This window comes from Priestia sp. USM5, from assembly GCF_058323215.1.
This window is the reverse complement of record NZ_JBSGKN010000001.1, coordinates 666,609-688,648: the sequence shown is the minus strand read 5'-3', so window position 1 is coordinate 688,648 and position 22,040 is coordinate 666,609. Positions and strand designations below refer to the sequence as shown.

The window sequence follows — 22,040 nt, the reverse complement described above, 5'->3', positions numbered from 1 at the left end:
TCCCGCTGCAATATCTCCGCTTACATAGGCTATATTCTTTTTAAGCCTAGAATCCCGCATTGAAACATGCGCTAAAAAGCAGAGATATGCTCGGGTATCATGTTCTAGTTTACTTGGTTTTTTATCGGTGCAAAAGATCGGCGGTGTTCTGGCAAAATTCCATATTGTTCGATTGCTTCTAAATGTTGTTTTGTTCCATATCCCATATGTTTTTCGAATCCGTATGCAGGATAGCGTTCACCAAGTTCTTTCATCATTCGATCTCGCGTCACTTTTGCAATAACAGAACTTGCAGCAATTGAAATGCTTGTAGCATCGCCTTTAATGATTGACTGCTGCGAAATAGGCACCGGCAGCTTCATCGCATCAATGAGCAGTTCATCAGGCTGAACTGCCAGCAGTTCAATGGCTTCAGTCATTGCCTTTTTTGTTGCTTCGTAAATATTAATAGAATCAATGACCTCTGCGTCTATAATCCCTATACCGATAGCGACAGCTTTTTTACAAATTTCTTCATAAAACGCTTCTCGCTTTGCTTCTGATAACTTCTTTGAATCCGTCAGACCAGGGAGAAAAAAATCGGGAGGCAAAATAACAGCAGCTGCTACTACCGGTCCTGCTAACGGTCCCCTTCCTACTTCGTCTACTCCGGCAATATAAGTTGCTCCTTGCCTATATAATTCATTTTCATATGCCATCATTTCATCAAACTGTTGCTTCAAGCGCTCAGCCGCTTCAAATTGCCTTTGTTTTTGAATAATAACCTGCTGCACACCTTTACGCTCATCTTGCGCATATGCCTTAAATAAAGCATCTTCCGGGCTTCTCACTTGCTTTAGTTCCTCTTTTATTTCCTTAATACTCTTTTTCATTAGCTCCACCTTCTTTATATCAACATTTTCACGCGGCACTTTCACATAAAAAACGCCTCATGCTGAAAAGGCAGAGGCGTTTTTTGCTTCAGTTCGCAATGTGTTGCTTACAGCTGTTGTTCAGCTTCACTTGGATCATCAAATGTAAAGGTGCCAATTTTATCCGTTCGAATTTCTCGAAGAACAAGCTCAGCTGTTTTATCGTAATCCACCATGCCGCCACCCATTAAACAGCCGCGGCGCGACCCAATTGCATCAAAAAGCTCTACAATGTCTTCAGGGATTTCATTTAAATCATAACGCTGCTTTAATTGTTCTGGGTAATGGCTAGTTAAGAAGCGCAGCGCATAAACAGCGACATCTTGCATATTTAAAATGGTATCTTTGATAGCACCCGTTGTCGCAAGCTTATATCCAACTGTTTCATCTTCAAACTTAGGCCACAAAATACCTGGCGTATCAAGCAGCTCTAGCTCGTTTCCTACCTTAATCCACTGCTGTGCCTGCGTCACACCTGGACGATCTCCCGTCTTGGCGATTTTTTTGCTGGCAAGGCGATTAATTAGCGTTGATTTACCGACGTTAGGAATCCCTACAATCATCGCACGGATAGCGCGGGGTTTTTTAACTCCTTTTGCGCGCATGCGGTCAAACTTCTCTTGAAGAAGCTCTTTAGAAGACGAAACAATTTGTTTCATTCCTTTACCTGCTTGTGCGTCAATAGCTAAGGCATAAATACCTTGTTCTTTGTAATAATCTAACCACTGCTGAGTGACGCGCGGATCCGCTTTGTCCACTTTATTCAACAATACGATTCTGGGCTTGTTCACAATAATCTCATCAATCATTGGATTTCGCGATGATTGCGGAATGCGTGCATCAACCAGTTCGTATACAATATCAATCAATTTTAGCTTTTCAGTTACTTGTCTTCTGGCCTTGGCCATATGGCCAGGAAACCATTGAATTGTCATATTTTACTCACCTTTTATATTTTACTTTGCAAAACGCGCTTCTTTAATCGGCCAGTATACGGCACTCGTTTTACCAAGCACCTTGTCCATGCTCACAAAGCCAATCTGACGGCTGTCTTTACTGTAGCGTCGATTGTCTCCCATCACGAACAAATAGCCTTCTGGCACGGTCTTTTTACCCGTTACGTCTTCTAGTTTAAAATCTTCGGTTAAATTACCGTCAATCACTTCTTTTTTATACTGATCTAAATAGGGCTCTTTATAAGCTTTTCCATTTACATATAGCGTATCATTTCGATACTCAATATGATCACCCGGCAGTCCGATAATACGTTTTATGTAATCTTTTTCCGCTGTAGCATGAAAAACAATAATATCAAAGCGATCAGGATCACCAATCTTATAGGAGAACTTATTTACAATCATTCGATTTTGGTCATGCAGCGTAGGCATCATAGAAAGTCCATCTACTACAATCGGTGCAAACAAAAAATAGCGAATTACAACAGCTAACAGTACGGCAATGGCGATTGCTTTTATCCATTCCCACAGTTCATTTTTCTTTCGAGCCATCTTCAGTCCTCCAACTCTTATGTCATACCTTTATTTTAAACGATAATGTTTGAAACGCCTAATAAATAAATAGAATAAAAAAATGATGACTTGTACGTCTATTTTTCACTGTCAGAGAACGAATCGTTCTAAAAAAACATTTGAAAAAAGGAGCTTGTATAAACAAGCTCCCCTTTACTATTATCGAATTTCTTTAATACGCGCAGCTTTACCACGTAATTCACGTAGGTAATAAAGTTTCGCACGGCGTACTTTACCGCGGCGCATTACTTCGATTTTTGCAATTTTTGGCGTATGAAGTGGGAATGTACGCTCTACACCTACACCGTAAGAAATCTTACGTACTGTAAATGTTTCGCTGATACCACCGCCACGACGCTTAATAACAACACCTTCAAATACCTGAACACGTTCACGAGTACCCTCAACGATATTTACGTGTACACGTACAGTATCACCAGGACGGAACGTAGGAAGATCTGTTTTTAATTGTTCTTTTGTAATCTCTTCGATTAATTTTTGCATCGCGTGTTTCAACTCCTTCCAACAGACGCTCATACCAATGCTTTTCAATCATTGCAGCGGAACATCGTTATAGGTGACCAGACATCTGCCCAAGCCACAAAATCTATCTTAGCACACTCTTATACCGTATGCAACAGAGTTTATGCATAAATTTTATGGATTTATGAAAGGTTGTTTTCCTCTTTTAATTGAGCTACTAGTTTCTTTTGCTCTTCCGTTAGCTCCATCTTTTCAAGCATATCCGGTCTTCGAAGCAACGTGCGCTTTAAAGACTCTTTTTGGCGCCACTGTTCAATTTTTTTATGATTTCCTGACATAAGTACTTCAGGAACTGTTAAGCCTCTAAAATCAGCAGGACGCGTATAGTGGGGGTGCTCTAGTAAACCTGTACTGTGTGAGTCTTGCACAGCTGAATGATTATTGCCAAGGACATCAGGAAGCAGGCGAACAATGCTATCGATCACAACCATTGCACCAAGCTCTCCTCCAGTTAATACATAGTCACCAATTGAAATTTCATCAGTTACCAGCTGCTCACGAATTCGTTCATCATACCCTTCGTAATGACCGCAAATAAAAATTAAATGCTCTTCTGCTGCTAGTTCTTCTGCTTTTGCCTGTGTATAGCGTTCGCCCTGCGGACAAAGCAAAACTACCCGGGGCTTCTTAGCTGTTTCAGTCAGCTTTTCTACAGCGTCAAAAATAGGCTGAGGTGTCAATACCATTCCAGCACCTCCGCCGTAAGGATAATCGTCCACATTTTGATGTTTGTTCGTAGAATATTCTCGGAAATTAACTACATTCAGTTCAACCGCATTTTTTTCCTGTGCTTTTTTCAAAATTGATTCACCAAAAACACCGTCAAACATAGAAGGAAATAGCGATAGTACATCAATTTTCATTAGTCCAATAACCCTTCCATTACTGTAATAACAATCTCTTTTTCCTCTATATCAATAGATTGTACAACGTCGTCGATGTAAGGAATAAGAACTTCTTTTCCGCCTTTTTTAACGACCCACACATCATTAGCTCCCGGCGTTAAAATTTCTTTGACCGTTCCTACCTCTACTCCGTCTTCTGTTTTTACTGTACAGCCAATAATTTCGTGGAAATAAAATTCACCGTCTTCTAAATCCGTTAGCTGCTCCTCAGGAATTTTCACTTCGCAGTTTTTGTACTGCTCAACATCATTTACGTTGTGATAGCCTTCGAATGTAAGCAGATCAAAATTTTTATGCCTGCGATGGCTTGCTACCGTTACTTCCACCGGCTCGCTTTGCTTTTCTTTGAAGATATAAAGTTTATTTCCTTTTTCATAGCGCTCATCAGCAAAATCCGTAGTTGATACAATACGAATTTCTCCTTTTACACCATGGGTATTCACAATTTTTCCAACCTTAAACCATTTCATGCTTCTTCACCTCTATCTAATCTCAACAACTTTGCTATCTTTTATAATAATTGTTTTACTTTCTTTTATCTTTTCCCAATCATCGCCGATTTTTACCTCTACTAAGGCATCCAGTTCCGTTTCAACGAGTTCGCTCCCTAAAGGAAGCTTTTCTAATTGCGTCAGCTGAAAGTTCAACACTTCAATTTTTTCAAGGCGAGCGGATTTTTCTTTTTCAAATTGACTATGTAATAAAGAAGAACCTTTATTGGCTTTTTCCATGTGCTTTAACTGAAATTTCAGCTGTTCCATTTCCTTTTCAAGCGCCTGCTTGCGGTTTATAAAACGTTTTTCAAGATCTTGTTTGCTTGCTTCAGTTAACACTTGTTTCACAACCACTTTTTGAATAATGTTCAAAACGTTCCCTCCGCCCTCAAGATAGTGACCTTGTGCTTTTTACATGCATATTGAAATAGCTGCTTCTTGCTCGCAAAAGACTTACTGTAATCAAAACGTTCATCTTATCATAACATAAAAAAAGGGCGAGGTTATCCCTCTCCCTTTTTGATTACTCTTGAATTTTCACATACACTTTTTTACCTTGCTGTGATGCTGCTGCATTCACAACAGTTCGAATCGCTTTTGCAACGCGGCCTTGTTTGCCGATTACTTTGCCGACATCTTCTTGGTGAACAGTAAGGATGTAAGTCACTTGACGTTCATCTTCTTGTTCCTCCACTTTAACATCAGCTGGATAATCAACAAGCGGCTTTACAATTGTTTCGATTAGTGATGTCATCTCGAGTGAAACTATTTTCCTAATTTAGCATTATGGAATTTTTCCATGATGCCTTCGTTAGAGAAAAGGTTACGAACTGTATCAGATGGTTTAGCACCATTTTGTAACCATTTAAGAGCTAGCTCTTCATCGATTTTAACTTCAGCTGGTTGAACTACAGGATTGTAAGTTCCAACTACTTCGATGTAACGTCCATCACGTGGTGAACGAGAGTCTGCTGCTACGATACGATAGAAAGGAGATTTTTTAGCTCCCATACGTTTTAAACGAATTTTTACTGCCATTTTATAAAGCACCTCCGAATATGTTTCAACAAGATAATATAATATCAAATAGGTAAAATGTTTGTAAAGGTTTTTTTCTTAACACTAGAAAAATATTTTATTTTCTTTGGTTTTTTCAGTTCAAATCAAGCATTTTATCATGAAAAGAATGGAAGTTTCATACCCTTTTTCTTGCCTTTTGACATATTTGTCATTTGTTTCATCATTTTTTTCATGTCTTCAAATTGTTTAAGCAAACGGTTGACTTCTTGTACAGAACGTCCGCTTCCTTTTGCAATACGCTTTCTTCGACTTGAATTAATGATTTCAGGGTTTGTTTTTTCCGCTTTCGTCATCGAACGAATAATTGCTTCTACATGATTAATTTGCTTTTCATCAACCTGCAGGTTTTTGAGCCCCTTTACTTTATTGGCGCCCGGAAGCATACCAATTAGCTCATCAAGCGGTCCCATTTGACGCACCTGAGCAAGTTGATCTAAAAAGTCATCGAATGTAAATGACTGCGTGCGCAGCTTAGCTTCAAGCTCTTTTGCCTTTTCAGCATCTACATTTGCCTGAGCCTTTTCGATAAGCGTCAGCACATCACCCATACCTAAGATACGGGAAGCCATACGCTCTGGGTGGAATGCTTCAATAGCATCCATCTTTTCTCCAAGACCGACAAACTTAATTGGTGTATCAGTTACTGCACGAATAGAAAGCGCTGCACCACCGCGCGTATCGCCGTCTAGTTTCGTTAATACAACGCCAGTTAATCCTAATTGCTTATTAAAGCTATCCGCAACGTTTACTGCATCTTGACCCGTCATCGCATCGACAACAAGGAAAATTTCGTCTGGGTTAGAAAGCTCTTTGATCTGTTCTAACTCCTCCATTAGATTTTCATCAACATGCAAACGTCCCGCTGTATCAATTAATACATAATCGTGATGCTCTTCTTTCGCATGAGCAATAGCTTGTTTCGCAATCTCCACAGGACTTACTTGATCACCTAATGAAAAAACAGACATGCTAAGCTGTTTCCCTAGTGTTTCAAGCTGTTTAATAGCTGCCGGACGATAAATATCTGCTGCTACAAGCAATGGATTACGGTTATATTTTTTACGTAATAAATTGGCAAGTTTACCAGTTGTTGTTGTTTTACCTGCACCTTGAAGTCCAACCATCATAATTACAGTTGGAGCTTTTGGAGCTACTGCAATCTTGCTTTGCTCTCCGCCCATAAGTGCAGTTAATTCTTCTTGTACAACCTTAATAACTTGCTGTCCAGGCGTTAAGCTCTTAAGAACGTCTTGACCTACAGCACGTTCGCTTACGCGCTTAACAAAGTCTTTTACTACTTTAAAGTTTACATCGGCTTCTAAAAGGGCAAGTCTAACTTCACGCATCATTTCTTTAACATCAGCTTCGTTAACTTTTCCTTTTCCTTTTAACTTTTGCAGTGTGCTTTGCAAACGGTCGGCTAATCCTTCAAATGCCATATACGCCGCCCCCTAATCTAATTTCTCGAGCGAATCAAGAAGAGAAGAAAGCTTACTGTTCTTGTGTAAGTCGGCTGCAAGTTCGTCTTTCAGTTGTTGAACAATTGATTGACGCTCTTGAAACCGTTGAAATAACAATAGCTTTTCCTCATATTGTTCAAGCATTTGCTCTGTACGTTTTATATTATCATAAACTGCTTGACGACTCACATCAAATTCTTCCGCTATTTCACCGAGGGAATAATCATCCAAGTAATAAAGTGACATATAACTTCTTTGTTTGGGCGTCAACAGCGCCTGATAGAAGTCAAATAAGTAATTCATTCTTGTTGTTTTCTCGAGCATATGCACGCTCTTTTCAACCATCTGACCGCCCCCTTGTTAAGTGAAAAGCCTTTACATGTTATTAGTTTAACTAGGCGAGGTTTGAATGTCAAGTTTTTTCCTTAACACCTCACATTTTTCCACTTAAAAGAGATGGAAACATAACTAAATTACTTCGATTTAAAGACGACTAAATATGAAACCTGCGTCCACCCTACTAATAAAAAGATCCGAACGATTAATCGTTCGGATCTTCCTTCAACGAAGATACTTTTATCCCAGCCTCTTTTTAGATTACGCCTCTTTTTCTGTTTCTTCTTCTACAGCATTGGCAAATAACCCATAGATATATTGCTCCGTGTCAAACGGCTGAAGGTCGTCTACTTTTTCTCCAAGTCCAACGAATTTAACAGGAAGCTTCAGTTCGTTTCGAATGGCAAGAACAATTCCGCCTTTAGCCGTACCATCTAGTTTTGTTAACACAATTCCAGTCACGTTCGTTGCTTCTGAGAATGTTTTAGCCTGACTCAAAGCGTTTTGACCCGTCGTCGCATCAAGTACGAGAAGCACTTCATGCGGAGCACCAGGAATTTCTCGCTCAATAACACGCTTTACTTTCTCTAATTCTTTCATTAAATTCACTTTGTTTTGAAGGCGACCTGCTGTATCACATAATAAAACATCTGCTTTTCGAGCCTTGGCTGACTGAACAGCATCATACATGACAGCGGCAGGGTCAGAGCCTGCAGATTGCTTAATAACATCAACACCAACGCGTTCTCCCCATACTTCTAACTGCTCAATCGCACCGGCACGGAACGTATCTCCTGCCGCCATTACGACTTTTTTGCCTTCTTGTTTGAATTTATGCGCAATTTTCCCAATTGTTGTTGTTTTCCCAACGCCGTTTACCCCTACAAACAAAATAACCGTTAAATCATTTTGCTGCATATTTAATTCACCAATCTGCTCTTCACCAGATTCATAAATATCAATTAATTTCTCAGAGATGACAGCCTGTACATCTTGAGGGTCCTTAATATTACGGCGTTTCACTTCCGATTTTAAGTCATCAATTAAATCCAACACGGTAGCCACACCGACATCAGCGCTAATTAAAATTTCCTCTAATTCTTCAAAAAACTCTTCGTCTACTTGACGATAGCGAGACACTAGATCATTCACACGTTCCGAAAAAGAATTGCGTGTTTTTGATAGTCCATCTTTAAATTTTTGTGTAACAGAATCCGTTTGCATTGTAATTTTTTCTTTTAATTTCTTAAAAAAGCTCATTCTTACCACCCTTTCATTCTATGAGTTAAACATATTGCTTTGATTCTTCTAAACGAACAGAGACTAATTTCGATACGCCAGATTCTTGCATTGTCACACCGTACAGTACGTCAGCTTCTTCCATTGTACCTTTTCGGTGAGTAATAACAATGAACTGTGTTTGATTACTAAATTTGCGTAAATACGTAGCGAAGCGATGAACGTTTGCTTCATCAAGCGCCGCTTCCACTTCATCTAGCACACAAAACGGCACCGGACGTACTTTCAAAATAGAAAACAGGAGGGCAATGGCTGTTAACGAACGCTCGCCGCCTGACAGCAACCCTAGATTCTGCAGTTTTTTCCCAGGAGGCTGGGCAACAATTTCCACCCCTGTATTTAATAAATCTTTCGGATCCGTTAATTTCAAATCCGCTTTTCCTCCTCCGAATAGTGAAGAGAACACTGTACCAAATTCATTGCGGATACGAGAGAACGTATCAGAAAAACGTTTCTTCATTTCCTCGTCCATTTCTTCAATCACTTGATACAGGGTATTTTTCGCTTCGTCGAGGTCAGCTCGCTGCGTATTTAAAAATTCATAGCGTTCTGAAACGCGTTCGTATTGTTCGATAGAACCTAAGTTTACGGTTCCTAATTCATCAATTGCCAGCTTAATGAGCTTGATTTTTTTCCTTGCTTCTTGAATATCTAATGTTAAAGGATACTTTTCTTTTGCTGCTTCAAAGCTAATTTCGTACTCTTCTGTCAGCTGCTGGAGACGGCTGTCTAGCTCTACGTCAATTCGATTGATTTTGACTTCTTCATCTTTTAAAGCATCCGTAATTTGTTTGTACTGACGCTGGAGCTCTTTTACAACCCTTTCTTCGTCTTCAAGTTTATTCTGGGCTTTCAACCGCTCTGATCTGCAGTCATCCATTAATTGTAACGTTTCTGTCTTTTCTTTTATTCGCTCATGCGCCGCTTCTTCGAGCTGAAGTTCACCCGAGTCGTTGCTCGTGATTTCACTCGTTAAAAGAGAAAGATCATCTGTAGCTTCAGACAAACGCTGAATGGTTTGATCAAGCTCAAAGCACACTCTTTCGTATTTTTCTTGCTGATTTGTGAGGAACTGTTCTTTTTTCGCAAGAAGCACTTTTACTTCTGTAAGCTCATGTTGAACCGTTTCTTTAGACGTTTGCTGTGTATGCTTGCGTGCAGCTAACTCTTCAATGTTTTTCTCTAATACATTTGCCTGCTGCTGATTTCCCTGCAAACTCGTATGCAGCTCATCAATTCGAGCGGACAAGCTTGTTTGATCTTGTCTAAAGCTAGCAATATCATGATCATACATGGTTAAGCGGTCATTCACTGCTTTTTCTTCGATGTCAATTTGCTTTACTTCTCGGTCAGATTCCTGCTCTTTGTCTTTCAAGCGTTCCACAAATGCCTGCTGTTTATTAATTTCCTGTTGAAGCTCTTCAATCTGTGACTTTTCATCTTTCACATCTTGCTCGAGCACAAGCGTCTTTTGTTCCATCTCTTCTATTTTTGCCGTAATGGCTTCCACTTCACGCTGACGGCCTAACAAAGAGTTGGACTTTTGCTTTATTGAACCGCCTGTCATCGAACCACCGGGGTTGACCACATCCCCTTTAACGGTCACAAAACGATAGCGATGCTGCACAAGACGGGCAAGTTCATTCGCGCCTTTTAAATCATTGACAACAATAACGGTTCCAAGCAAATTTTTAATAACTCGGTCGTAAGTAGCTTCGTATTTAACAAGAGATGAAGCGATTCCTACATACGCTTCGTGACTCTCTAGCATAGAAATAGTTTGAGCCGGAACATAACGGTCTTTTACAGACGTCAGTGGTAAAAATGTAGCTCTTCCGTAACCGTTTTGTTTCAAAAAGCCAATTGCCTGACGGGCACTTTGTTCGTCTTGAACGACAATGTGCTGAGCTGCTCCTCCAAGCGCAATTTCAAGCGCTGTTTCATACTCTTTTGGGACATTAATTAGCTCAGCAATGGCACCTTTAATACCTGCAAGCTTCCCATCACGCGCTTTTAATACTTCTTTTACACCGTGAAAATAACCTTCATAGTCTTCTTGCATCTCTTCAAGCATTTCTTTTCGTGATTTTGTCTGTTGCACGTACTGATAAGCTTGATAAAGCGTAGACTCTTGTTTACGATAGGCTTGCCTTAATGACTCAAGCTTCTCTCCTTGCTGCTTATACACTTGTACAGCCTGCTGAAGCTCTTGACGAAACTGAGCGAGCCTTTTGATCGCCGCTTCTTTTCGCTGCGTTAATTCACGGCGCTGTTGGACGTATTGCTCGTTGGATTTTGTTAAGCGCTGCTCTTTTTCAAACGTTTGCATTTTTTGCTGCTCTAAAAATGAAATTTCATTTCGAGCGGATGTTTGAGCGTTCGCTAATTCAAAATATTCGCTTTTCATCTGTTCAAGTTTTTCTTCTAGATTCTCACTGTACTGCCTGAACAACTGTTCCTGCTCAGTAAGCTTCAGACGTATCTCTTGCACTTCTTTTTGAGATTGCTCAAGATCTTTTCCTTCGCTGTCTTTTGCTTTACTTAGCTCTTGATGCTTATGAGTATACTCTTTTACTAAACGTTCCAGCTGCTCTTTATTTTGAAAAGCATTTTTCTTACGCTCTTTTAATACTTCTTTTTTGCCTTCTAGCTTTTCTACTTCTTCACTTACATATAGTAGTTTTTTATGTAAAGAGTCTAGCTGTTCATCGATTTGCTGAATATGCGAACGAAGGGTCTGGATTTCTCCTTCACGCGTGCGAATATTGGTCGCGAGAGATTCTTCAAGCTGCTCGTGCTGAGCCATTTCAGCTTTTAATTTTTCCCATTTCTGATGAAGATCTTCAACTTCAAATACCGTAACAGCCACATCAATGTGCTCTAATTCTTCTTTTTTCTGCAAATAATCTTTTGCAATAGACGATTGAATCTGTAAAGGCTCTAACTGACCTTCAATTTCATGAAGAATATCTACTACTCGATTTAAATTTTCTTGCGTTTCGAGAAGCCGAAGCTCTGCTTTTCGTTTACGCGTTTTGTATTTTAATACACCTGCTGCTTCTTCAAAAATTTTACGGCGCTCGTCAGATTTACTGCTTAGTACTTCTTCTACTTTTCCTTGACTGATAATCGAAAAAGCTTCTCTTCCAAGTCCTGAGTCCATAAATAAATCGACAATATCTTTTAAACGGCACGGCTGGTTGTTAATAAAAAATTCACTGTCTCCTGAGCGGTACACGCGCCTTGTAATACTAACTTCATGATAATCAAGCGGGAGAAACTGGTCATCATTTTCCAAAGTCAGCGTTACGTCAGCCACGTTTACCGCACGGCGTGATTCGCTTCCTGCAAAAATAATGTCCTCCATTTTCCCTCCACGAAGCGATTTGGCTGACTGTTCTCCAAGCACCCAGCGTATAGCATCCGTAATGTTGCTTTTTCCGCTCCCATTCGGTCCTACTACCGCCGTTACACCTGGCACAAAATCTATCGATACTTTTTCTGCAAACGATTTGAACCCTGCAATATCTAATCGTTTGAGGAACATAGAAATCCCCCCTCACACATGTAATCTTTTCATAGCAAATCCCCCTTTATAACGAATGCGTTAAGAGGGGGATCATTTTATTTCGTTTGACTTGCTCTAATTTTCGTAATAGCTACTTGAGCTGCTTTTTGCTCTGCTTCTTTTTTCGAACGGCCTACACCAACGCCGAGCTCTTCACCATTTAACGATACGCGAGATAAGAATTCGCGATTATGCGCTGGACCTTTTTCTTGCAAAACTTTGTATTCTAATTGTCCAACTCCATCACGTTGAATCACTTCTTGAAGCTGGCTTTTGAAATCCATCACATGAGAAAAAGCACCTTCATTAATTTTTGGAAAGACAACTTTTTTTAGAATCGTTACTACCGTATCAAGCCCTTGGTCTAAATAAAGAGCTCCGATAAATGCTTCAAACACATCGGCCAGTAAAGCCGGTCTAGATCGGCCGCCCGTCATCTCTTCACCTTTTCCAAGTAACACTAGTTTACCAAAATCCATTTCATTTGCAAAAGTAACAAGCGACGGTTCACACACAACTGCTGCACGAAGCTTCGTTAACTCACCTTCACTCATCGTTGGATACTTTTTAAATAAAAATTGTGATACGGTTAGCTCTAATACGGCATCTCCTAAAAACTCAAGACGCTCGTTGTCTTCATACGGTCTTCTGCGATGCTCATTCACATAGGATGAATGTGTAAATGCTTGAAAAAGAAGCGCTTCATTTGTAAACTGAATACCAATTTCCTTTTGAAACTCGGCAAAATTTTGCTTGAATTTCACGTTCATCTTTCGATCTCGATTTGAATATTGTTTAGGCATAAAATACCTCCGCTTACCTGCTTCAATTGTTTCGTAGTTTTTCCCTACCATCTCTCATTATAAAACGAGGTATCCTAAAAGATACACTACCTTTTCAAAAAAAGAGGTCTTTTTTTGAAATTCTTAAAAAGAAGAGAAAGCCCCGCTGTTTAACGGGGCTTTTCATACATATACTACAGATTAAATTTGGCTCTGTATGTAATTAACTGCATCTCCTACAGTTGAAATTTTTTCAGCTTCTTCGTCAGAAATTTCGATATCGAATTCCTCTTCAAGCTCCATTACAAATTCAACTACGTCTAGAGAGTCAGCACCTAAGTCTTCTTTGAAACTAGATTCTAGTTTCACTTCACTTTTGTCTACACCAAGACGATCAACAATGATTGTTGTTACGCGTTCTAGTACCTCTGCCATTGTTCTTCACCTCCCCTCAAGTCATTATAGATGATTCCCATCTAAAATACTATGGTTGAATAATAAAGTTTATCGGTCGCCTAGTAAACGTCCCTTTGTACTTTATCACCAAATTGCACTTTTCGTAAAGTGCCTTTTTTACATCACCATTCCGCCGTCAACGTGAATCGTTTGACCGGTAATATAACGGCTTGCATCTGATGCTAAAAACGCAACTGCGTTCGCAACATCCTCAGGCTGGCCAAAACTTGCAAGAGGAATTTGCTTTAACATTTCCGCCTGAACTTCTTCATTCAATTTATCCGTCATGTCTGTTGCAATGAAACCAGGAGCAACTGCATTCACTGTAATATTGCGGCTTGCTAATTCTTTGGCAGTTGTTTTTGTTAAACCAATCACGCCTGATTTTGCTGCTACATAATTTGCTTGTCCAGCATTACCGCTGACGCCGACAATTGATGAAATGTTAATGATGCGTCCTGCGCGCTGCTTCATCATTTGACGAGTAACCGCTTTTGTACACAAAAACACGCCTTTTAAGTTTGTATTAATAACATCATCCCATTCGTCTTCTTTCATACGCATAAGAAGATTATCACGTGTGATGCCCGCGTTGTTTACTAAAATATCTACTGAACCAAATGTAGAAATCGCTTCTTTTATCATTGCTTGTACAGAATCACTTTCTGCCACATTTGCTTGTACAGCAATTGCATCCGTTCCTAGTCCTTTAATTTCATCCACAACTTCAAGAGCTTTCGCTTCGCTTCCAGAATAGTTTACAACTACTTTAGCACCAAGCTTTCCCAGCTCAATTGCAACGGCACGACCAATTCCGCGAGAAGCGCCTGTTACAACTGCAACTTTCCCTTGTAACATTTTATTCTCCCCCTTTTAGTGCGTCAATCGTTGATTTTAATGATGTAAGATCATTAACAGCGTAAACAGCCGCACGGCGATTTACTTTTTTCACAAGACCTGATAATACTTTTCCTGGTCCAATTTCAACAAATGTATCTACACCTTCTGCAAGAAGTGTCTCAACTGTTTCTTCCCATCTCACTGGAGAATACAGTTGTTCCACTAGCTTGTTTTGAATATCTTGACTGTCAGTAACCGGCTTTGCTGTTACGTTTGCTATGACTGGAACTTTCGCATCGCTAAAGCCCACTGTTTCTAGCGTATCACGTAATTTTTCAGCAGCTGGCTTCATTAAACTAGAGTGAAACGGACCGCTTACCACTAGAGGAATCACGCGTTTTGCCCCTTTTTCTTTGGCAAGAGCTCCTGCTTTTTCTACGCCATTTACCGTACCTGAAATAACAATTTGACCCGGACAGTTAATATTTGCAAGCTGAACAGCGTCGCCTTCGTTTGTAATTTGAGCGGTAACGGCTTCTAGATCTTCCGCAGACATGCCAAGCACTGCTGCCATTGTACCTTGACCTGCTGGTACAGCTTCGTCCATATAGCGACCTCTTTTGTGAACAGCCACAACAGCATCTTTAAACGATAAAACCTCAGCAGCCACAAGCGCACTGTATTCTCCTAGACTGTGACCCGCAACAAAATCGGGTGTAATTCCGCTCGTTTTAAACGCTTCAAGCAGCATTGTACTCGTTGTTAAAAGAGCAGGTTGAGCGTGATAAGTTAAAGTCAATTCTTCTTGAGGCCCTTCAAAAATAATGTTTGAAAGACTGAACCCTAAAGCTTCGTCAGCTGTATCAATCAGCTTTTTTGCTTCCTCTGTTTCATCATATAAATCTTTTCCCATACCAACAGTTTGTGACCCTTGGCCTGGAAAGATAAAAGCAATTTTCCCCATTTCTTATCTCTCCTTTTCTTCATTAGCAGTTTGTTCGATTGCTTTTTGAATAGTGGAAGACACATTGTTTTCCACCATATTCACAGCTTGCTTAATCGCGCTAAATACTGCATTCGCATCCGACGAACCGTGCGCTTTGATAACAGGCGCATGCAATCCAAACAGCCCTGCTCCTCCATATTCACTGTAATCCATTTTCGCTTTTAAACCCTGCAGCTGAGGCTTGAGTACCGCTGCGGCTAACTTGCTTTTTAACGTGCTCATTAATTCTTGTTTAATCATTGAAAACAAGGAAAGCGCCGTTCCCTCAATGCTCTTAAGAGTCATATTTCCTGTAAAACCATCTGTTACAACCACATCGGCTACGCCGTTTAGCAAATCACGAGATTCTACGTTGCCTACAAAATTGAGATCAGCGTTTTTTAGTAGCTGAAAAGCTTGTTTGGTTAAGTCATTTCCTTTTTTATCTTCAGTTCCAATGTTCAACAGTCCCACTCTAGGAGCTTGAATGCCGCGTACTTTTTCGGCATACACCGACCCCATCACAGCGTACTGGAGCAAATGTTCAGGCTTGGCATCAACATTTGCACCAACATCTAGCATTAAAAAGCCTTTTCCATCTAGTGTCGGAAGCGTCGGAGCAAGTGCTGGGCGTTCAATGCCTTTGATGCGACCTACAATAAAAAGTCCCGCTGTCATTAACGCACCTGTGTTTCCTGCTGAAATACAAGCATCAGCACGACCTTCGGCTACTTCATTTGCCATTAATACCATAGATGCTTGTTTTTTACGGCGCACAGCTCGCACTGGCTCATCAGTTGCATCAATGGTTTCTTCTGTATGAATAATTGAAATACGATCTGAATTTGTTAAATGCTTTTTTATTTCTGATTCGTTTCCAATTAACGTAATATGTAATTCTTTAAATTGAGCAGTAGCTTTTTCTACACCTTCAATAATGGCTTTCGGTGCATGATCTCCGCCCATTGCATCAATAGCTAGTTTCATGCTGGGTCTCATCCTTTTTATTATTTATCCTTTGTAGAACGATACATTTTAAAAGTGCCAGAGAACACTTGCTCTTGCCCTACATAGCTGTTTACCTCAACGGTGGTTCGCACTTCACTAGTTGACAGAACTTTCGCTTTTGCTATCACTCGCTCATGAAGCTTCACAGGGCGATGATAACGGATCGACGCATCTGCTGTGAGCGCTAGTTCGTTGTTAATAACAGCGACAGCTAACGAATTAGCTTGCGCAAAAAGGTGGTGACCACGAGCAATTTGATTACGCTGAAACACATGCTCTGTTTTCACATCAAAAATAGATATCGCTGATTGATCTAGTTCAATGTCGATAACTTCTCCAATTACTTCTTCAATCGGAAGCGAACGCACTTCCTCGTCTAGTTGTTTTGAAGCTACATGCTTAATACGTTCTCGCAGTTCAGGAATCGACAACTCTAGGCGGTCTAATCGAATTGTTTGAACGCTCACTGAAAAACGGTCTGCTAGTTCTTCATCCGTAATAAATGGGTTTTCTTCAATTGTCGTTTTTAATAGCTGCTGTCTTTCTTTTTTACTGCGCTTCATTGTCCACCATCCGAACTTTTAATACTAGGTACTAATAGCAGTATATAATCATTGCCTTCTAATTGCAACATTTTTCACATGCTGTATTCTGTGCATCACACTATGGATATTCATGACTATTAACAGCCGCTAAAAGTATCTACATACATGAAACCGACGTTCACCCTACCAATGAAAAAATCCGAACGAGTTGGATTCTTCATCAAGAATCTCGATTCATCGTTCGGATTTCCCTTCAACTAAACTACTTTCAGCCTCTTTTACTAATCAAATTTTTCTCCAGTTAATACGCCCGTTGCTTCTAATTGTATTCTCAGCAGTGCAAACTGATCTTCTGTCCAAAAGCTGTCGGAATTTACAAGCTTAGCAGCATCTTCTCGAGCTACTTCAAGCGCACGGTAATCGTGCACCATGTCTGCTACTTTAAACTCAGGCATCCCGCTTTGCTTTCTACCAAAGAAATCACCAGGCCCACGAAGCTCTAGGTCTCTTTCTGATAATACAAATCCATCGTTTGTTTCCGTCATGATGGTCATTCGTTCTTTTCCAACTTCTGATTTCGGATCCGCGAGTAGAATACAATATGACTGTGCATCTCCTCGTCCTACGCGTCCTCTTAGCTGATGAAGCTGAGATAACCCAAAGCGCTCTGCATCATAAATGACCATTACGGTTGCATTCGGAACGTTCACTCCTACTTCTACAACCGTTGTTGATACTAAAATCTGCACGTCATTTACGCTAAACTGTTTCATCACTTCTTCTTTTTCATCAGGTGACAATCTTCCGTGCATGAGACCAACGCTTGCTTTTCCATTAAAATAGTGAGTGAGTGTTGCATGCACATCAATTGCATTTTGAACATCCAGCTTGTCCGATTCTTCAATCAACGGACAAATAACATAAGCTTGTCTGCCATCGTGTATTTCTTTTTCAACGAAATGTAAAATACGTTCAAGCATATCATGTTTTACCCAGTACGTTTCAATAGCCTTACGTCCTGCTGGCATTTCATCGATAATGGACACATCCATTTCTCCAAACACCGTAATAGCAAGGGTTCTTGGAATAGGAGTCGCCGTCATAAACAGTACATCCGGACTTTCTCCTTTTTCACGTAAAACCCGGCGCTGTCCAACTCCAAAGCGGTGCTGTTCATCCGTAATGACGAGCCCTAAACTATTATATATAACTTCGTCTTGAATTAAGGCATGTGTACCTACTAATACATGAACATCTCCGTCTCTCACTCGCTGAAGCAGCTCTCTTCTTGCTTTTCCTTTAACAGACCCTGTTAGCAAGCCTACGCTGATGCCTACCTTTTCAAGCATCGCAGTTAATGACTCTGCATGCTGTTCAGCTAAAATTTCAGTCGGTACCATTAAAGCACCTTGATGTCCCGCTAAAACAGTGGCGTATAAAGCAACCGCTGCTACGACTGTTTTACCTGACCCTACATCACCTTGCAGCAAGCGATTCATGCGATAAGGCGATTTCATATCGTGCGTAATTTCGTTTACTACACGTTTTTGAGCGCTTGTTAACGGAAACGGCAGCAAGTTCGTGAAGTTTACTAGCTCAGTTGAATCAAATGCTTGCTTCATTCCAGGCGTTTCTTCTCTTTCGCGCTTTCTCAGCGCCTGCATTTTTAATTGAAAAAGTAGAAATTCTTCATAGACAAATCGACGTCTCGCTTGTTTTAAATCTTCATGATCACGAGGTAAGTGAATACTTCTAACCGCTTCTTCACGCGTTACTAGTTTGTACCTAGAACGAATAGAGGCCGGGAGCATATCCTGAATGCTGCTGCCATAATTCTTCAACGCAAGAGAGACGAACTTCCGCATTCCTTTGACCGTTAAGCTGCCTTTAACTGAGTAAACAGGCTCAATCGTTTGATTTTTAACAAACGGAGAAAATTGAAGCTCCTGCAAGTTAATCGTTTGCCGATGCTGATCCCATTTCCCTGTAACCGTAACAGTTTGATCGATTTCTAACTTTGATTTATAGTAAGGGCGATTAAAACAAGTAACCGTAATCAAATAGCGGTTTACTAGCAGCCGAAACGTAAGGCGCGAACGTTTTTTGCCGTAATACGTAAGCGAGGGGACGCTGTGAACCTTTCCTTCTACGGTGACCTTTTCGTCGTGCTTTGCTTCAGCCAAATCTTTTAACTCATAATCTTCATAGCGGTATGGGAAATGTTCTAACAAGTCATGCACACTGTGAATATGCATATCCTCTAATGCTTGTGCTGTTTCATCTCCAATACCTTTAATGGTTTTAATTGAAATAGTTGTTAGTTCATTCACTTTTATTTAATGCAATACCAAAGATCTTCGCTTCAAGCTCGCGACCTGTTGGTGTTGCCGCTAAGCCTCCTTGTGCAGTTTCTCGTAATGCAACCGGCATTGTTTGACCAATTTTATACATAGCATCAATGACTTCATCACATGGAATACGACTTGTAATGCCTGCTAAGGCCATATCTGCTGCAATCATTGCATTCGCCGCTCCCATTGCGTTTCGTTTCACACATGGAACTTCTACTAGCCCCGCTACTGGGTCACATACTAATCCTAGCATATTTTTGAGAGTAATTGCCATTGCTTCAGCTGCCTGACTCGGTGTACCTCCTGCCATTTCAACAATCGCTGCCGCTGCCATACCTGAAGCTGAACCAACTTCTGCTTGACATCCGCCTGCTGCTCCTGAAATAGACGCATTATTGGCTACAACAAACCCAAAAGCACCTGATGTAAATAAAAATTCAATCATTTCTTTACGAGTTGGGTTTAGCTTATGTTGCACTGCAAACAGCGTTCCTGGCACTACCCCCGCAGATCCAGCAGTAGGCGTTGCACAGATTGTCCCCATTGCCGCATTTACTTCGTTTGTCGCTACAGCTTTGCTAACTGCATCTAAAATCAAATTTCCAGATAAAGATTTTCCGCTTTGAATATAGTTTTGAAGCAGCACTGCATCCCCGCCTGTTAAACCTGTAACAGACTGTACCCCTTTTAAACCGCGTTCAACCGCTTCTTCCATAACCGTTAAGTTCCGGTCCATTTTTTCCATGATTTCTTCACGAGTAACTCCCGTGATATCTATTTCCTGTTGAATCATAATTTCTGCAATTTTTACATTTTGACTTTCTGCTAATTCTACTAGTTCTGCTACATTTCGAAACATAGTAACCTCCGCTATTATTCTGTCTTATTTTCACTTTAGAACCATATATAATTATTCGATTTATTCTCCCAGGCCTTTCCTATTCAACCATTCTTGTTACTTGAATAATGTGAGGCAATGTTTTTAACTCTTCAATTACATCATCTTCAATATTCGTATCCATTTCAATTGCCATAAGCGCTACTTCGCCGCGCTCTTTGCGAGATACTTCCATATGTCCGATATTAATTGAATGTTTCATCAAAATATTTGTAACGGTCGCAATGGCACCAAATCGATCATTATGCACAACGAGAATAGCTGGATTCATGCCTGATAAATTTAATTCAAATCCGTTAAGCTCCGTAATTTGAATTTTTCCTCCGCCAATTGAAATTCCAACAACTTCAATTTCCTTTAATCCGTCGCTCATTTTGATGCGAGCAGTATTCGGATGGTCTGTGATTGCCGCTTCCTCAACAAATGTGACGTCAATTCCTTCTTTTTTAGCCAAGTCCAAAGACTCCGGAATACGCTGATCGAATGTATCAAAATCTAAAATACCGCCAATCAACGCTACGTCTGTTCCGTGCCCTTTATACGTTTGAGCAAAAGAACCGTACAATGAAACCACAACTTTTGTGGGCTGCTTACCAAAGAGTGTTCGGGCAACGCGTCCAATACGCGCTGCACCAGCCGTATGTGAACTAGATGGTCCAATCATTACCGGACCAATAATATCAAAGACAGATTTATATTTCATAAGGATTTTCCCCCTGCTATTTAGACATTGTTATTACTTATATGTTACTTGAGCTTTTGACTTTTTGGAAGCTTTGTTTCACGCTCTTAAAAAATTTAAAAATTCTCATTTTTGTTAGAGATTCACGCACAAAAAAAGCGGTGTATTTATCCATAAAAATAGGATAAGTACACCGCTTTTTTTGCTATGTTATGCAGGAAAAGATGAATTACTTACGCTGCTTCTTGCTCTGAAGCTACATCGTCTACTGTTTTAATTTTAAAGTTTTTAAAAACAACTGAACCTATAAACCCAGCTAATGCTCCCGCTAGTGCACAAAGTACTGCACAAATTGTGACCTTCATAGGGTCATTAAACCCAAACATCACTGCAAGTCCTGCGATTGGCGTTGCCGTGCCTGCAGCATCATTTACTAATCCGAACAGAGCCACAACTACACCCGCTAGTGCCCCTCCAACAAAGTTGGTAATGTAAATAGGAATTGGATTGGCTGAAATAATATTCGCTTGTGTTAAAGGTTCAACTGCAACTGAAATGGTTGTACGACGATCCCCAATTTTTAATCGATCAAACAGCACATAGTTCATGAAAGAAGAACCAAACACAGCAAGAGCTCCAATCGCCATAGGCAATCCCGTTAACCCTAGCATAGCCGTTAAAGCCATTGAGCTAAGCGGAGCCGTTGCTACTACTGTAATAACTCCCCCTAAAATAATTCCCATCAAAATAGGGCTAGCACTTGTTGTATCTTTAATAATTCCTCCAATATTTAAAAGCGTCGCATCTACAATAGGTGAGAATGCATTACCAATTAATCTTGTTAAAGGTGCTGCAATTAAGATATTGCCTAATAAGTCTAGACCAGCAGGTGCCTTTTTCTCAATAAATTTCACTACAAATGCCATGAGGTATCCCGCAAAAAATCCAGGGAGCAAGCCTAGTCCTGAACACACCACGCCCATCATAAGAGCATATACAGGAGATACTCCTAACGCCAAAGCAACTAGTGCAGCTGCTGCAACTCCTCCCATTCCTCCTGCAGCCTTTCCAACTTCACCTAAGAATGAAATACCTAGTAAATCTCCTCCTACATATGACTGAAAGGCCTCTACGAGAAACGCAGCCACCGCTCCGCTTGCCAGAGCCCCCATCGCTTTCATGCCATAAGGTGCCTTGTTGCTAAACAACCAAAATAAAAATAAAACTAATAACAATAAACCTGTTCCTTTTAAAATATCCACTGTTGCCTCTCCTCTCATGCTGTTTTCTTTCACATTTGACTCAATCAGTTTTCAAAACTACCATACAAACGGGTTCTTTTCAACTAATATACCTAATATAACGAAC

At 40.4% G+C, this 22,040-nt stretch carries 23 protein-coding genes; all 23 read right to left on the bottom strand.

Annotated features, from left to right (window positions below; all coding sequences use genetic code 11):
• Window positions 1-104: 104 nt before the first annotated feature.
• The 23 genes from rnhB to ACWATA_RS03470 all read right to left on the bottom strand — a co-directional run bounded on the left by rnhB (window position 105) and on the right by ACWATA_RS03470 (window position 21,934).
• Complete coding sequence (rnhB, locus tag ACWATA_RS03580; RefSeq protein WP_033579775.1) at window positions 105-872, bottom strand: ribonuclease HII; 768 nt, start codon at window positions 870-872, stop codon at window positions 105-107.
• Window positions 873-979: 107 nt separating this feature from the next.
• Window positions 980-1,846 carry a ribosome biogenesis GTPase YlqF gene (gene ylqF / locus ACWATA_RS03575; protein ID WP_025750333.1) on the bottom strand — a complete coding sequence of 289 codons (867 nt, stop codon included), beginning with the start codon at window positions 1,844-1,846 and terminating at the stop codon, window positions 980-982.
• A 21-nt stretch (window positions 1,847-1,867) separates the two neighbouring features.
• Window positions 1,868-2,419 (bottom strand): signal peptidase I, encoded by a 552-nt coding sequence (gene lepB, locus ACWATA_RS03570; protein WP_013058893.1) that lies wholly within the window; start codon window positions 2,417-2,419, stop codon window positions 1,868-1,870.
• Between the two features lie 180 nt (window positions 2,420-2,599).
• On the bottom strand, window positions 2,600-2,944 hold the full coding sequence (gene rplS / locus ACWATA_RS03565; protein ID WP_013084808.1) for a 50S ribosomal protein L19: 345 nt from the start codon (window positions 2,942-2,944) through the stop codon (window positions 2,600-2,602).
• A gap of 161 nt (window positions 2,945-3,105) precedes the next feature.
• Window positions 3,106-3,846 (bottom strand): tRNA (guanosine(37)-N1)-methyltransferase TrmD, encoded by a 741-nt coding sequence (gene trmD, locus ACWATA_RS03560; RefSeq protein ID WP_323873946.1) that lies wholly within the window; start codon window positions 3,844-3,846, stop codon window positions 3,106-3,108.
• Entirely contained in the window at window positions 3,846-4,358 is a 513-nt protein-coding gene (gene rimM / locus ACWATA_RS03555) for a ribosome maturation factor RimM (protein ID WP_028411442.1), read from the bottom strand. Before rimM ends, trmD begins: the two co-directional genes overlap by 1 nt.
• 12 nt (window positions 4,359-4,370) lie before the next feature.
• Window positions 4,371-4,754, bottom strand: coding sequence for a YlqD family protein (locus ACWATA_RS03550; RefSeq protein ID WP_323873945.1), 384 nt, complete (start codon window positions 4,752-4,754; stop codon window positions 4,371-4,373).
• A gap of 151 nt (window positions 4,755-4,905) precedes the next feature.
• Window positions 4,906-5,136, bottom strand: a complete 231-nt coding sequence (locus ACWATA_RS03545; protein WP_013058898.1) for a KH domain-containing protein — start codon at window positions 5,134-5,136, stop codon at window positions 4,906-4,908.
• 11 nt (window positions 5,137-5,147) lie between these two features.
• Complete coding sequence (rpsP, locus tag ACWATA_RS03540) at window positions 5,148-5,420, bottom strand: 30S ribosomal protein S16 (RefSeq protein WP_013058899.1); 273 nt, start codon at window positions 5,418-5,420, stop codon at window positions 5,148-5,150.
• Window positions 5,421-5,557: 137 nt separating this feature from the next.
• Window positions 5,558-6,901 (bottom strand): signal recognition particle protein, encoded by a 1,344-nt coding sequence (gene ffh / locus ACWATA_RS03535; protein ID WP_028411443.1) that lies wholly within the window; start codon window positions 6,899-6,901, stop codon window positions 5,558-5,560.
• Between the two features lie 12 nt (window positions 6,902-6,913).
• Complete coding sequence (locus tag ACWATA_RS03530) at window positions 6,914-7,246, bottom strand: putative DNA-binding protein (RefSeq protein ID WP_025750337.1); 333 nt, start codon at window positions 7,244-7,246, stop codon at window positions 6,914-6,916.
• 273 nt (window positions 7,247-7,519) lie between these two features.
• Window positions 7,520-8,518: a signal recognition particle-docking protein FtsY gene (gene ftsY / locus ACWATA_RS03525; RefSeq protein ID WP_013058902.1), complete on the bottom strand. Its 999-nt coding sequence runs from the start codon at window positions 8,516-8,518 to the stop codon at window positions 7,520-7,522.
• Between the two features lie 25 nt (window positions 8,519-8,543).
• Window positions 8,544-12,104 carry a chromosome segregation protein SMC gene (smc, locus tag ACWATA_RS03520; RefSeq protein ID WP_473049574.1) on the bottom strand — a complete coding sequence of 1,187 codons (3,561 nt, stop codon included), beginning with the start codon at window positions 12,102-12,104 and terminating at the stop codon, window positions 8,544-8,546.
• A 77-nt stretch (window positions 12,105-12,181) separates the two neighbouring features.
• A complete protein-coding gene (gene rnc, locus ACWATA_RS03515; protein WP_013058904.1) occupies window positions 12,182-12,928 on the bottom strand; it encodes a ribonuclease III in 747 nt (248 codons plus the stop codon).
• A gap of 180 nt (window positions 12,929-13,108) precedes the next feature.
• Window positions 13,109-13,342 carry an acyl carrier protein gene (acpP, locus tag ACWATA_RS03510; RefSeq protein ID WP_013058905.1) on the bottom strand — a complete coding sequence of 78 codons (234 nt, stop codon included), beginning with the start codon at window positions 13,340-13,342 and terminating at the stop codon, window positions 13,109-13,111.
• 138 nt (window positions 13,343-13,480) lie between these two features.
• On the bottom strand, window positions 13,481-14,221 hold the full coding sequence (gene fabG, locus ACWATA_RS03505; RefSeq protein WP_013058906.1) for a 3-oxoacyl-[acyl-carrier-protein] reductase: 741 nt from the start codon (window positions 14,219-14,221) through the stop codon (window positions 13,481-13,483).
• Between the two features lies 1 nt (window position 14,222).
• Complete coding sequence (gene fabD, locus ACWATA_RS03500; protein WP_034265275.1) at window positions 14,223-15,167, bottom strand: ACP S-malonyltransferase; 945 nt, start codon at window positions 15,165-15,167, stop codon at window positions 14,223-14,225.
• 3 nt (window positions 15,168-15,170) lie between these two features.
• Entirely contained in the window at window positions 15,171-16,175 is a 1,005-nt protein-coding gene (plsX, locus tag ACWATA_RS03495; RefSeq protein ID WP_028411446.1) for a phosphate acyltransferase PlsX, read from the bottom strand.
• A 20-nt stretch (window positions 16,176-16,195) separates the two neighbouring features.
• Window positions 16,196-16,759 (bottom strand): transcription factor FapR, encoded by a 564-nt coding sequence (gene fapR / locus ACWATA_RS03490; RefSeq protein ID WP_013058909.1) that lies wholly within the window; start codon window positions 16,757-16,759, stop codon window positions 16,196-16,198.
• 263 nt (window positions 16,760-17,022) lie between these two features.
• On the bottom strand, window positions 17,023-19,071 hold the full coding sequence (recG, locus tag ACWATA_RS03485) for an ATP-dependent DNA helicase RecG (RefSeq protein WP_154973139.1): 2,049 nt from the start codon (window positions 19,069-19,071) through the stop codon (window positions 17,023-17,025).
• Entirely contained in the window at window positions 19,064-19,951 is an 888-nt protein-coding gene (gene sdaAA, locus ACWATA_RS03480) for an L-serine ammonia-lyase, iron-sulfur-dependent, subunit alpha (RefSeq protein ID WP_013084817.1), read from the bottom strand. Before sdaAA ends, recG begins: the two co-directional genes overlap by 8 nt.
• A gap of 79 nt (window positions 19,952-20,030) precedes the next feature.
• Window positions 20,031-20,693 carry an L-serine ammonia-lyase, iron-sulfur-dependent subunit beta gene (gene sdaAB / locus ACWATA_RS03475; protein WP_028411448.1) on the bottom strand — a complete coding sequence of 221 codons (663 nt, stop codon included), beginning with the start codon at window positions 20,691-20,693 and terminating at the stop codon, window positions 20,031-20,033.
• A 212-nt stretch (window positions 20,694-20,905) separates the two neighbouring features.
• Entirely contained in the window at window positions 20,906-21,934 is a 1,029-nt protein-coding gene (locus tag ACWATA_RS03470) for a PTS sugar transporter subunit IIC (RefSeq protein WP_016765419.1), read from the bottom strand.
• Window positions 21,935-22,040: the final 106 nt, after the last annotated feature.